This is a genomic window from Streptomyces sp. BK340 (assembly GCF_007827595.1).
Classification (GTDB): Bacteria; Actinomycetota; Actinomycetes; order Streptomycetales; family Streptomycetaceae; genus Streptomyces.
Window position 1 is genome coordinate 193,687 of record NZ_VISR01000001.1, and the last position, 12,478, is coordinate 206,164.

A 12,478-nucleotide genomic window follows, 5' to 3' on the forward strand; every position below is an offset into this window, starting at 1 on the left:
GCGTGCGCCCGGAAAAATTAGATGCAGCCATTGAGGTCAGTCCTCCAGTGCGGCGAGGCCGGGGAGCGTCTTGCCCTCGAGGTATTCGAGGGAGGCGCCGCCACCGGTCGAGATGTGGCCGAATGCGTTCTCGTCGAAGCCGAGCGTACGCACGGCCGCGGCGGAGTCACCGCCACCGACGACGGTGAAGCCGTCCGATTCGACGAGGGCCTGGGCGACCGCCTTGGTGCCCTCGGCGTAGTCGGGGTGCTCGAAGACTCCCATGGGACCGTTCCAGAAGACGGTCCGGGCGTCGGCGAGCTTCGAGGCGTACAGCTCTCGGGTCCTGGGGCCGATGTCCAGCCCCTCCTGGTCTGCGGGGATCTTGTCCGCGTCGACCACGGTGTTCTCGGTGGGGGCCTTGGCCTTCAGGTCCGGGAACTCCCGGGAGACCACGACGTCCACGGGGAGCAGCAGCTCGACGCCCTGCTTCTCCGCGCGCTCCATGTACTCGGTGACGGCCGGGACCTGGTCCGCCTGGAGGAGGGAGATGCCGACCTCGTAGCCCTTGGCCTTGAGGAAGGTGTAGGCCATGCCGCCGCCGATGAGGAGGCGGTCGGCCTTGCCGATCAGCTCGTCGATGACGGCGAGCTTGTCGGAAACCTTGGCGCCGCCGAGCGCGACGACGTAGGGGCGCTCGACGTCCTGGGTGAGCTTCTTCAGGACGCCGACCTCGGTGGCGATCAGGTAGCCGGCGTAGTGCGGCAGCCGGGCCGGGAGGTCGTAGACCGAGGCGTGCTTGCGGTGCACCGCACCGAAGCCGTCACCGACGTACACGTCGGCGAGGGCCGCGAGCCGGTCGGCGAACTCACCGCGCTCGGTGTCGTCCTTGGAGGTCTCACCGGCGTTGAAGCGCAGGTTCTCGATGACCGCGACCTGGCCGGGCTGCAGGCCGTTCACGGCGTCGTGGGCGGCAGGGCCGACGGTGTCCTGGGCGAACGCGACCGGCGCGCCGAGGAGTTCACCGAGCCGCTCGGCGGCGGGCAGCAGCGAGAAGGCGGGGTCCGGGGCGCCCTTGGGACGCCCCAGGTGCGAGGCGACGACCACCTTGGCGCCCGCCTCGGCCAGGGCCTTGACGGTGGGCAGAACGGCGCGGATGCGGCCGTCGTCGGTGATGACGCCGTCGGCGAGCGGGACGTTGAGGTCGGCACGGACGAAGACCCGCTTGCCGTCCACGCCCGCGGAGAGAAGTTCGTCGATGGTCTTCATGAGAGGAGACTCCTGAGGGCTCTTGTTCCTACGAGGGCCGATCTTCGCAGGTCGGCCGGGGCGGCCTGCACGCGCATCAGGGCTCGGGCAGCGCGACGGTGCGCTGCCCGAGCCCTGCGTGACGCATCAGCGGCCTGCTGCGGCCGATCAGAGCTGGTTGCCGACGAAGACCGTCAGGTCCACGAGGCGGTTGGAGTAGCCCCACTCGTTGTCGTACCAACCGAGGATCTTCACCGAGTTGCCCTCCTGGACCATGGTCAGGGAGGAGTCGAAGGTGCAGGAGGCCGGGTCGCCGACGATGTCCGAGGAGACGATCTGGTCCTCGGTGTAGGACAGGTAGCCCTTGAGGTCGCCGTCCTCGGAGGCCTTCTTGAACGCGGCGTTGACCTCGTCCTTGGTGACCTCGCGCTGGAGGGTCACCACCAGGTCGGTGGCCGAGCCGGTCGGGACCGGGACGCGCATGGCGATGCCGTCCAGCTTGCCCTTGAGCTGCGGGAGGACCAGGGCGGTGGCCTTGGCGGCGCCCGTGGTGGTCGGGATGATGTTCTCGGCGGCGGCGCGGGCACGGCGCAGGTCCGAGTGCGGGAAGTCCAGGATGCGCTGGTCGTTGGTGTACGCGTGGACCGTCGTCATCAGGCCCTTGACGATGCCGAAGTTCTCGTCGAGGACCTTGGCCATCGGCGCCACACAGTTGGTGGTGCAGGAGGCGTTGGAGATGACGTGGTGGTTGGCCGCGTCGTACTTGTCCTGGTTGACGCCCATCACGATGGTGATGTCCTCGTCCTTGGCCGGAGCTGAGATGAGGACCTTCTTGGCGCCGCCGGCGATGTGCTTCTCGGCGTCGGCCTTCTTCGTGAAGATGCCGGTCGACTCGATGACGATGTCGACGCCCAGCTCGCCCCAGGGGATGTCGGCCGGGTTGCGCTCGGAGAGCACCTTGATGGTGTGGCCGTCGACGGTGATGGTGTCGGCGGTGTGGGACACCTCCTGCTTCAGACGGCCCAGGATGGTGTCGTACTTCAGCAGGTGAGCGGTGGTCGCGGTGTCACCCAGGTCGTTGACAGCCACAACCTCGATGTCGGCACCCTGCTCCAGCAGTGCGCGGAAGTAGTTACGCCCGATACGGCCGAAGCCGTTGATGCCTACGCGGATCGTCACGAACCGATCTCCTCGTTGGTACGCCGGCCATGCGGTGCCGGCGAGCTGTATTTGGGATGTCCCCGACCACCCCCGACCCTACCCCTCCGGGGGCCCCGCGGTGACATCGAGATGCCGCATAAAAGGGCAGGCGGTCCGTACCGGCCAGTAGGGTACGGACCACCTCGGATCGGCGGTTGTTTTGCCGCTCTTTGTTACGTAATGCCGCCGCTCGTTGACGCTCTTTTCACTCGTTCGTGAGCGGGTCGGCTCACCTGATGAGTGCCACTTTCGCGCACCGTTGAGTGGGGGTCCCGCTCACATGTTGAATACGGCTGTCTCATCTGTCGAGCGAGCCGAAGGCCTTCCTCAGCAGGGCCGCCCGGTCGGCAGCCGACGGCACCTGTTCCAGCCCGAAGCCGAGCAGAACGGTGTCCGCGGTGGTGACCGCTCCGTACGTCTGGAAGAGCGTTCCGGTGCGCGTCCAGTCCTTCAGGACCGCCGGGCTGCCCGCGGGCGGTCCGGCCGCCTTCCAGGCGCCCAGGGACGACTCGAAGCCCTCGGTCTCCTTCGCCGTGCCGCCCACCACGAGCGAGGCGTCGTCGACGAGGACGCCGTGCCCGCCGCTGCCCGGGTCGGTGACGTAGCTGACCGAGATCTCGACGGACTTGCCGGCGTACGCGCTCAGATCGAAGCTCACCTGCTGCCAGCCGCCGGAGCTGCCGGTGAGGCTGTGCCACGAACCGGTGGTGCCGGTCGCGGTGCAGGCGTTGCCCGCGAGCGTGAGGTAGTGCCTGAGCCAGGGGTGCTCCCCGATCAGGAACCCGGCCCCGCACTCGGCCGGTACCGCCGTCTTCGTGGCACCGCCGGCCTCCGGGAGGGTCGTCCAGTCGTCGGCGCCCACGGTGTGGGCCTCGACGACCGCGTGGTCGTAGCCGGGCTCGGTGTCCCACAACAGGCGGGCGCGCAGGGCCGGCTGGTCGGCGGCGGTGACCCCGGTGAGGTCGATGGTGCGGGTCAGGCGCTTGTAGGCGTCGTCGGTGTGCAGGGCCGCTGCCATGTAGGACCCGGAATACGGGCCGTACGGGCTGACGGTCCCGGCGAACCGGCCCGCGCCGGCGCTCTTGAACTGCGGGTACGCGGCGGCGGGCAGCTCGTCCGAGGTGACGCCGTAGGTACCGGCCCCGTCGAGCGGGTTGCCGGGCGCGTCACCGAGGGCGCCGGTGTAGCCGTCGAGGCCGCCGGAGCCGGTGAAGGCGGTGGCCCCCTTGGTCGACGTACGGCTGTAGGCGCCCAGGTAGTACTGGCTGAAGTCGTCCGAGAGGGTGCCGCCGCCGAGGTCGACGCTGCCGCCGGCCAGCTCGCCGGCCTCGATCAGCCGGCCGCCCTCGTTGAGGTAGGCGCGCAGCTGGAGCTGGGTGGCGTTGCCCGGGCCGTTCGCGCCCGAGTAGTGCACGACGGTCCTGAAGTGCCCCAGCACGCCGAGCGCGTCCGGTGCGCCCTGGGTGGCGACGTCCCAGACGATCGCCTTGTGCCCGGCCGCCTTCAGCGCGTCCACGTACGTCTGCGCCTGTGCGGCGGCCGCGCCCTCCTCGGCGACGACGAGGGTGTCGGCCCTGGGCCGCTCGGCGACGGTGTAGGTGAAGTGGGAGCTGGAGACCTTCTTGCCGTTCCTGGTCTCACCGGTGAACCACACCTCGACCTTGTCACCCGGTTCGCCGTCCCGGACCTTGGCCCGGTACTCGTCGAAGTAGAGGTTGTCCTCGCCGCCGTAGGTCTCGCCGCCCTTCCAGTGCCTGAGCGTCCGGTCCCACGTACGGCCGCCGTTGACGCGGTACTTGAGCTCCTTGTCGCGCACGGCCTTGCGGACGACGACCGAGACCTCCTGGTCCGCGCCCCGCGCGTACGACGTGGAGAACGCTGCCGGGGTGAAGTCGACGGCGCTCAGCCCGACCGAGGAGACCGGCCGGTCGGGGTGCGCGGCGGTCTCGGCGACCGAGAGCGCGAACGGGACGTTCTTCTCGAACTCCTGCCGGATCAGCTTCTCGTCGTCGGGGAAGTTGAAGACCGACTGACAGTCGTCCGGCTTCCAGGCGTCGTTCGGGTCGATGTCCGACGCGGTCTCACAGGTCGACATCTCGGGGGTGAACATCGCCATGCCGTTGACGTTCGAGGCGTGGCCGTCCGCTTCGCCGTTGGTGGTGTACAGCTCCGAGGAGACCTGCGAGCGGTAGCCGGGGATCGCCGGGTTGTCGGGCGTGCCGGCGAGCGCCTTGTAGAGCACGTCGTCCGGGGTGGGGGTGGCGACCTGCCAGCCGACGCCGTAGAGGAGGAGTTCGGCGGCGGAGTGGTAGTTGATGGCGTAGGTGAATCCGATGCGCTTCTCGAAGGCGTCGAGGGCCTTGGTCTCCGGCTCGGACTCGGGGCTCGCGCCGCGGTAGGTCTGGCTGGTGGGGTTCGGGGACGAACCCTCGTCGTCGTAGCCCCACTTGTAGGGGAAGTTGCGGTTGAGGTCGACGCCGTCACCCGTGCTGATGACGCCGTCGCCGTTGACGTCCCGCAGGTTCTTGCGCCACAGACGGGTCGAGGAGTCCTTGAACGTGTAGTCGTAGCCGTCGGGGTTGGCCGACAGGACGAACCACAGCTCGGTGGAGTCGACGATCTTCTTGACGCGCCGGTCCGTCCCGTAGTTGTCCAGGTAGTAGTGCATCAGACGCCGGGTCATCTCCGGCGTGATCCACTCGCGCGCGTGCTGGTTGGACATGTACAGCACGGCCGGTTTGGAGCCGTCCTTCGATTTCCGCGCGTTCCTGGTCAGTTTGAGCGCGAGGATGTCCTGGCCGTTGATGGTCTTGCCGATGGACTCGACCTTGGTGAGGCCGGGGTGGGTCTGCGCGGTCCGGACGATCTCCTGTTCCAGGCCTCCGCTTCCGCCGTAGGGCCGGAACACGCCCTGGGCGGCGCCCTCGACGCGCGCCTCGGCCCTGGCCGAGAGGGCGTGCTCGGTGAGCCGGACGCCCTGCTTCTCCAGCTTCCTCGCCTGCTTGTCGGTGAGGTAGACCTCGACGGTGCTCTTCCCGTGCCCGGCCACCTGCTCGCCGAGTTCCTGGCCGTCCTGCCCGGCCTTGAGGAGCAGGGGAATCTGTTTCTGGGTGACGTCTGCCCGGAAGACCTTGACCGCGTCGGGGTCGGACGGGCCCGGTCCTCCGCTCTGCGCCTGGGCGATGGGTGCAAGGCTCGCTCCCCCGATCAGGAGCGCGCCGACAGCGAGGATCGATCTCGCTCTGGGTCTCATGAACCCCCCTACCGGTGGTCCGCCACAGCGGCGAACAGGTTGCCAGGCTCATGTCACTTCATGATCGAGTCAAGGGCGCCTCATAGACACGCAAACGCCGGTGCCGACCACCCGAATGGACGTCGGCACCGGCGAGTTGACGGTGTTTCGGGTCAGCCCGCCAGGTTGTCCGCCAGCTCCTCGCTGAGGTTGGCCTCCGTGCTCGGGATGCCCAGATCGGCAGCACGCTTGTCGGCCATCGCCAGCAGACGGCGGATCCGGCCGGCCACCGCGTCCTTGGTCAGCGGCGGGTCGGCGAGAGCGCCCAGCTCCTCCAGGGAGGCCTGCTTGTGCTCCATGCGCAGCCGCCCGGCGGCCGCGAGATGATCGGGCACCTCGTCGCCGAGGATCTCCAGAGCACGCTGGACACGGGCACCGGCGGCCACGGCGGCACGCGCCGAGCGGCGCAGGTTCGCGTCGTCGAAGTTGGCGAGCCGGTTGGCGGTGGCCCGCACCTCGCGCCGCATCCGGCGCTCCTCCCAGGCCAGCACGGACTCGTGCGCGCCGAGCCGGGTCAGCAGGGCGCCGATCGCGTCACCGTCGCGTACGACGACCCGGTCCACCCCGCGCACCTCGCGGGCCTTCGCCGCGATGGACAGCCGACGGGCGGCACCCACCAGCGCGAGCGCGGCCTCCGGGCCCGGGCAGGTCACCTCGAGGGACGAGGAGCGGCCGGGCTCGGTCAGCGAGCCGTGCGCCAGGAAGGCCCCGCGCCAGGCCGCCTCCGCGTCACAGGTGGCCCCGGAGACCACCTGCGGGGGCAGGCCGCGGATCGGGCGGCCCCGGCCGTCGACCAGGCCGGTCTGGCGGGCCAGCTGGTCGCCGCCCGCGACCACGCGCACCACGTAGCGCGAGCCGCGGCGCAGGCCGCCGGGCGCCATCACGATCAGTTCCGAACTGTGGCCGAAGATCTCCAGGATGTCCCGCTTGAGCCGGCGGGCCGCCATCGCGGTGTCCAGCTCCGCCTCGATCACGATGCGCCCGCTCACCAGGTGGAGGCCGCCGGCGAACCGCAGAATGGCGGAGACCTCCGCCTTCCTGCAGCAGGTCCGGGTGACGGGGAGCCGGGAGATCTCGTCCTTCACCGCTGCCGTCATCGCCATGGGCCGATCCTTCCATGCATCCGAAAAATACGGTCGTACGCGGCGGCCAGCAGCTCCGGGTCGTGCCGGGGGCTGCCGTCGGTCCGGGCCACCGGCGCCAGCTCGACCGCGGCTCCCAGCCGCTTGGCAGCCTCGGTGAGCGAGTCGCGGTCGGGCACCGCGGCCTCGTCGGCCAGCACCACGTCCAGGGCGAGTTTAGGGGCGTGTCGCCCCAAAACCTCCAAATGACGCTGCGGGGAGAAGCCCTCGGTTTCTCCGGGCTGCGGGGCGAGGTTCAGGGACAGGACTTTGCGCGCCTTGGTCTCGGTGAGGGCGTCCAGCAGGTCCGGGACGAGCAGGTGCGGGATCACCGAGGAGAACCAGGAGCCGGGGCCGAGCACCACCCAGTCCGCGTCCAGGACCGCCGCGACGGCCTCGGGGACGGCGGGCGGGTCGTGCGGCACGAGGTGCACGGACTGCACCTCACCGGGGGTGAGGGCGACGGTCGCCTGCCCGCGCACGGTGTCGACCTCGTCCGGGCGCTCCGGGTCGTGCCCCTTGACCAGAGCCTGCAGCTCCAGCGGCACGGCGGACATGGGCAGCACGCGGCCGTGCGCGCCGAGCAGCTTGCCGACCAGGTCCAGGGCCTGGACGTGGTCGCCGAGCTGCTCCCACAGCGCCACGATCAGCAGGTTGCCGACCGCGTGGCCGTGCATCTCGCCCTGGGACTGGAACCGGTGCTGGATGACCCGGGCCCAGGTCTGGCCCCAGTCGTCGTCGCCGCACAGCGCGGCCAGGGCCTTGCGCAGATCGCCCGGGGGAAGCACCCCCAGCTCGTCGCGCAGGCGCCCGCTGGAACCGCCGTCGTCGGCCACCGTGACGACGGCGGTGAGGTCGCCGGTGATCCGGCGCAGCGCGGCGAGCGAGGCGGACAGGCCCATGCCGCCGCCCAGGGCGACGACCTTGGGCTGGGCGCCGCGCCGGCGGACCCGGCCGCCGCGGACCTCGACGGGGCGGGCCGCCCGCGCGTCGGTCGCGGCACGGCTCGCACGGCCCTCCGGCACCACCCGGCGCAGCCTGCTCAGCCGCGATGTACGTTCCGTCATTCCCGTCCCATGTCCCGGTGTACGAGCACCGTCTCCACACCCTCGGCCGCGAGACGTGCGGCGAGCTTCTCCGACATCGCGACCGAGCGGTGCTTGCCGCCGGTGCAGCCGATGGCGATGGTCACATACCGCTTGCCCTCGCGCCGGTACCCGGCCGCGATGAGCCGCAGCAGCTCGGCGTAGCGGTCGAGGAACTCCTTGGCGCCGGGCTGGTTGAAGACGTAGGCGGCGACCTCCTCGTTGAGGCCGGTGTACGGGCGCAGCTCCGGGACCCAGTGCGGGTTGGGCAGGAACCGCATGTCCGCGACCAGGTCCGCGTCGACCGGCAGGCCGTACTTGAAGCCGAAGGACATCACGGTCGCCCGCAGCTCGGGCTCCTCCTCGCCCGCGAACTGGGCGTCCATTTTGGCGCGCAGCTCGTGCACGTTGAGGCTGGAGGTGTCGATCACCAGATCCGCGTCGCCGCGCAGCTCGCGCAGCAGCTCGCGCTCGGCGGCGATGCCGTCGACGATGCGGCCGTCGCCCTGGAGGGGGTGCGGGCGGCGCACCGACTCGAAACGGCGCACCAGGGCGTCGTCCGAGGACTCCAGGAAGACGATCCGGCGCGTGACGCCCCTGCTGTCGAGGTCGGCGAGGGACTCGCGCAGGTTGTCGAAGAACCTCCGCCCGCGGACGTCGACGACGACCGCGATCCGCGCCACGTTGCCCTGCGAGCGGGCACCCAGCTCCACCATGGTGGGGATCAGGGCGGGCGGGAGGTTGTCCACGACGAACCAGCCGAGGTCCTCCAGACACTTCGCGGCCGTCGACCGGCCCGCTCCGGACATGCCGGAGATGATCACCAGCTCGGGGATGGCCGCTTCGGGCGCCCCGGCCGGCGTGGCATCCGTACTCACCTGTGCTCCGTTTTTCTCAGCCGCCTGCTGCGGCTCCCCCGCGGCCGCCTGATCTCGGTCCGCTGCGGGCTGTGCGTCGTGCTCGGTCATCTCTCCTGCCCCCGTCGTTCGTCCGGGAGACCCGCGGACACGGGCTCCCCCGAGGAACCCGGCGTCGTATCGGGTTCCTCGTCATCAATGATCTCTCCGGTCGCCGTGTTCACGGCGGGTGCGGCCGGAGCCGCCTGAGCGAGGGCCACTGCGATGGTCTCGGCCGTCTTCCGGCCTATCCCGGGCACCTCCTGGATCTCCTCGATTGTGGCGGACCGCAGCTTCTTCACCGAACCGAAATGCTTGATGAGCGCCTGTTTGCGGGTCTCACCGAGGCCGGGCACGTCGTCCAGGGGGCCGGCACGGAAGCGCTTGGCACGCTTGGTGCGCTGGTAGGTGATCGCGAAGCGGTGCGCCTCGTCGCGGACGCGCTGCAGCAGATAGAGGCCCTCACTGGAGCGGGGCAGGACCACCGGGTCGTCGTCGCCGGGCACCCAGACCTCCTCCAGGCGCTTGGCGAGGCCGCACACGGCGATGTCGTCGATGCCCAGCTCGTCCAGCGCCCGGCGGGCCGCCGCGACCTGCGGCTGCCCGCCGTCGACCACGACGAGCTGCGGCGGGTAGGCGAACTTCCTGGGACGGCCGTCGTCGTCCTTGAGGGAGCTCGCGAGGGGATCGCCGTCGCCGAGGACCGGCTCGCCGTCGGTGAGCGCTTCCTCGCCGTCGGTCCACTCACCCGTCTTCTCCTTCTCGGCGAGATAGCGCCTGAAGCGGCGGCTGATCACCTCGTGCATGGAGCGGACATCGTCCTGACCGGCGAAGCCCTTGATCTGGAAGCGGCGGTACTCGCTCTTGCGCTGCAGGCCGTCCTCGAACACGACCATGGAGGCGACCACGTCGTCTCCCTGCAGGTGGGAGATGTCGTAGCACTCGATCCGCAGAGGGGCGCTGTCCAGGTCGAGGGCGTCGGCGATCTCCTCCAGCGCACGGGAGCGCGTCGTCAGGTCGGAGGCACGCTTGGTCTTGTGCAGGGCTAGGGCCTGCTGGGCGTTGCGCTCCACGGTCTCCATGAGCGCCTTCTTGTCGCCGCGCTGCGGGATCCGCAGCGAGACGTTCGACCCGCGGCGGCCGGTCAGCCACTCCTGGACCGGCTCGACCGGCTCGGGCAGGGCCGGGACCAGGACCTCCTTGGGGACGGCGTCCCCGGTCTCCTCGCCGTACAGCTGCTGCAGAGCGTGCTCGACGAGGGCGCCGGTGGTGACCTCCTCGACCTTGTCGGTCACCCAGCCGCGCTGGCCGCGCACCCGGCCGCCGCGCACGTGGAAGATCTGGACGGCCGCCTCCAGCTCGTCCTCGGCGACAGCGATGAGGTCGGCGTCGGTCGCGTCGGCGAGCACGACCGCGTTCTTCTCCATGGCCTTCTTCAGGGCCCCGATGTCGTCGCGCAGGCGGGCGGCCCGCTCGTACTCCATCTCCTCGGCCGCCTCCATCATCTGCGTCTCCAGACGGCGGAGGTAGGTGCCGGTGCGGCCCGCCATGAAGTCGCAGAAGTCATCGGCCAGATCCCGGTGGTCCTCGGGGGTGATCCGGCCGACGCAGGGGGCGGAGCACTTGCCGATGTAGCCGAGCAGGCAGGGGCGGCCGGTGCGGGAGGCGTTCTTGAAGACACCGGCCGAGCAGGTGCGCACCGGGAAGACCCGCAGCAGCAGATCGACGGTGTCCCGGATGGCCCAGGCGTGGCCGTACGGGCCGAAGTACCTGACGCCCTTCTTCTTGTGACCGCGCATCACCTGGACGCGCGGGAACTCCTCGTTCATCGTCACCGCGAGGTACGGGTAGCTCTTGTCGTCGCGGTACTTGACGTTGAACCGGGGGTCGTATTCCTTGATCCAGGAGTACTCCAGCTGCAGCGCCTCGACCTCCGTGGACACCACGGTCCACTCCACGGACGCGGCGGTGGTCACCATCGTCCGGGTGCGCGGGTGCAGGTTCGCCAGGTCCTGGAAGTAGTTCGCCAGGCGCTGACGCAGGCTCTTCGCCTTTCCGACGTAGATCACCCGGCGGTGCTCGTCACGGAACCTGTACACCCCCGGGGAGTCCGGGATCTCACCCGGCCTGGGGCGGTAGCTGGAGGGGTCGGCCATGTCTCACACCCTACTGGCGAGCACCGACACCGCGTCGCGCCTGTGGACAACGCCCACCGGCGCGGATCCCCCGGTCGGGCCCGATCGGCGCGGTCCTCGCCACACTGCCCCCGAGGGCTGCATTTCGGCCGTGCCGGCCCCCGAGAACCTGCCCGGCAGGGCACCCGGGCTGCACTCCTGCGGCCAGTGGCGGCCCCGGCCCGCACGTGTGGGGGTCGCGGCTCGGCCAGGAGTACGCCGTGACCGGGTCCGAGGTGTTGTCGGGGTCTGGTCAACACGCTTCAATGCGGGGGAACTCGGGGCCGTGCACACCGGCCCACGAACGCGGTGTGCGCGTACAGGGGCGTCTCCCGACGCCCACGGGGGTGGCCCCGCACACCTGCGCCAGCGGTCTGACCAGCCGTCGCGACACCTCACAGAAAGGCCCCTGTCCATGCGGCACGCCACAGAGCACGCGGACGTCCCCACCGCGGAACTGGACACGGCCCTGCGGGGCGGCCCCTTCCACGTGGCGCTGCGCGCCGCCATCGCCGCCCGCGGACTGCCGCTCCAGCGCGTGCAGCACCATCTGTCGCGCCACGGGGTCAAGGTCGGTGTCACCAGCCTGAGTTACTGGCAGCAGGGCGCACGCCGTCCGCAGCGCCCCGAGTCGCTGCGCGCCGTCCGGGCTTTGGAGGAGATCCTCCAGCTGCCGGACGAGTCCCTGATCCGGCTGCTCACCGAGTCCGGCGAGCCCGTCTCCGGCCGCCGCCCCTCGGCCCGCTCCTACCGCTCCCTGATCGAGGCATCAGACGCCCTGAGCCGGCTCCAGGGCGACCTGGGCTGGTCCCTCGACGGCGGCCTGCACACCCTCGGCCACCACGAGCGGGTCCGGATCGGCCCCCGCCGCGAACTGGCCGGTCTCGAATCCCACCACATCGTGCGGGCCCACCGCGACGGAGTCGACCGCTTCCTCGCCGTCCACCACGGCGACCCCGGCTGCAGCCCCCGCGCCATGGCGGTGCACGCCCTGGAGAACTGCCGGACCGGGCGCGTCCGCCTGGACCAGGACACCGGCGTACTGGTGGCCGAACTCCTCTTCGGCACCCGGCTGCGCGCCGGCGACACCTTCCTCTTCCGGTACGGCATCGAGGACGGCACGGCGGGAGTCTCGCGCGAGTACGTCCACGGGTTCGGCTTCCCGGGCGGACAGTACGCGCTCCAGGTGCGCTTCGACCGGGCAGCGCTGCCGGCCCACTGCCACCGCTTCACCCAGCACTCCCCCGCGGCCCCGCGCAGCGGCCGCCACGAGCTGACGGTCAGCGGGCCCCACCACAGCGTCCATGTGGTCGAACCCCGGATACGTCCGGGCCTGGTCGGCATCGCCTGGGACTGGGAATGACGCGAGGCCGGACACCCGGAGCCGGTGTGGCGGAGGCCGGCGTGGCGGAGGCCGGTGTGGCGGGGGCCGGCATGGCGGAGGCCAGGTGCAGGTAGCCGGGCGCCGCTCGGCGGGGTGGGC

At 70.7% G+C, this 12,478-nt stretch carries 8 protein-coding genes; 1 reads left to right on the top strand and 7 read right to left on the bottom strand.

Translation table 11 applies throughout. The features are described from left to right. Positions 1-36: 36 nt before the first annotated feature. From FB157_RS00970 to uvrC, 7 genes are all read right to left on the bottom strand, one after another. On the bottom strand, positions 37-1,248 hold the full coding sequence (locus tag FB157_RS00970; protein WP_145874942.1) for a phosphoglycerate kinase: 1,212 nt from the start codon (positions 1,246-1,248) through the stop codon (positions 37-39). Between the two features lie 147 nt (positions 1,249-1,395). After that, a complete protein-coding gene (gap, locus tag FB157_RS00975) occupies positions 1,396-2,406 on the bottom strand; it encodes a type I glyceraldehyde-3-phosphate dehydrogenase (RefSeq protein WP_145874943.1) in 1,011 nt (336 codons plus the stop codon). Positions 2,407-2,725: 319 nt separating this feature from the next. Further along, positions 2,726-5,680 carry a M14 family metallopeptidase gene (locus tag FB157_RS00980; protein ID WP_145874945.1) on the bottom strand — a complete coding sequence of 985 codons (2,955 nt, stop codon included), beginning with the start codon at positions 5,678-5,680 and terminating at the stop codon, positions 2,726-2,728. Positions 5,681-5,832: 152 nt separating this feature from the next. After that, complete coding sequence (gene whiA, locus FB157_RS00985) at positions 5,833-6,822, bottom strand: DNA-binding protein WhiA (protein WP_145874946.1); 990 nt, start codon at positions 6,820-6,822, stop codon at positions 5,833-5,835. Then, positions 6,813-7,907 (bottom strand): uridine diphosphate-N-acetylglucosamine-binding protein YvcK, encoded by a 1,095-nt coding sequence (yvcK, locus tag FB157_RS00990; RefSeq protein ID WP_145874948.1) that lies wholly within the window; start codon positions 7,905-7,907, stop codon positions 6,813-6,815. The genes whiA and yvcK overlap by 10 nt, the downstream gene beginning before the upstream one ends. Beyond that, positions 7,904-8,893 carry an RNase adapter RapZ gene (gene rapZ, locus FB157_RS00995; RefSeq protein ID WP_145874950.1) on the bottom strand — a complete coding sequence of 330 codons (990 nt, stop codon included), beginning with the start codon at positions 8,891-8,893 and terminating at the stop codon, positions 7,904-7,906. Before rapZ ends, yvcK begins: the two co-directional genes overlap by 4 nt. Then, the gene (gene uvrC, locus FB157_RS01000; protein WP_145874952.1) at positions 8,890-10,977 is read right to left on the bottom strand and encodes an excinuclease ABC subunit UvrC; all 2,088 of its coding nucleotides are present in this window, start codon (positions 10,975-10,977) and stop codon (positions 8,890-8,892) included. Before uvrC ends, rapZ begins: the two co-directional genes overlap by 4 nt. 433 nt (positions 10,978-11,410) lie before the next feature. Here uvrC and FB157_RS01005 point away from each other — a divergent pair, with 433 nt between their 5' ends. Beyond that, positions 11,411-12,358, top strand: a complete 948-nt coding sequence (locus tag FB157_RS01005) for a hypothetical protein (protein WP_145874954.1) — start codon at positions 11,411-11,413, stop codon at positions 12,356-12,358. Positions 12,359-12,478 lie beyond the last annotated feature (120 nt).

Coding starts and splice junctions, on each gene's coding strand:
- FB157_RS00980 (WP_145874945.1), bottom strand. CDS start 5,680: ATGAGACCCAGAGCGAGATCGATCCTCGCTGTCGGCGCGCTCCTGATC.
- whiA (WP_145874946.1), bottom strand. CDS start 6,822: ATGGCGATGACGGCAGCGGTGAAGGACGAGATCTCCCGGCTCCCCGTC.
- yvcK (WP_145874948.1), bottom strand. CDS start 7,907: ATGACGGAACGTACATCGCGGCTGAGCAGGCTGCGCCGGGTGGTGCCG.
- uvrC (WP_145874952.1), bottom strand. CDS start 10,977: ATGGCCGACCCCTCCAGCTACCGCCCCAGGCCGGGTGAGATCCCGGAC.
- rapZ (WP_145874950.1), bottom strand. CDS start 8,893: ATGACCGAGCACGACGCACAGCCCGCAGCGGACCGAGATCAGGCGGCC.
- FB157_RS00970 (WP_145874942.1), bottom strand. CDS start 1,248: ATGAAGACCATCGACGAACTTCTCTCCGCGGGCGTGGACGGCAAGCGG.
- FB157_RS01005 (WP_145874954.1), top strand. CDS start 11,411: ATGCGGCACGCCACAGAGCACGCGGACGTCCCCACCGCGGAACTGGAC.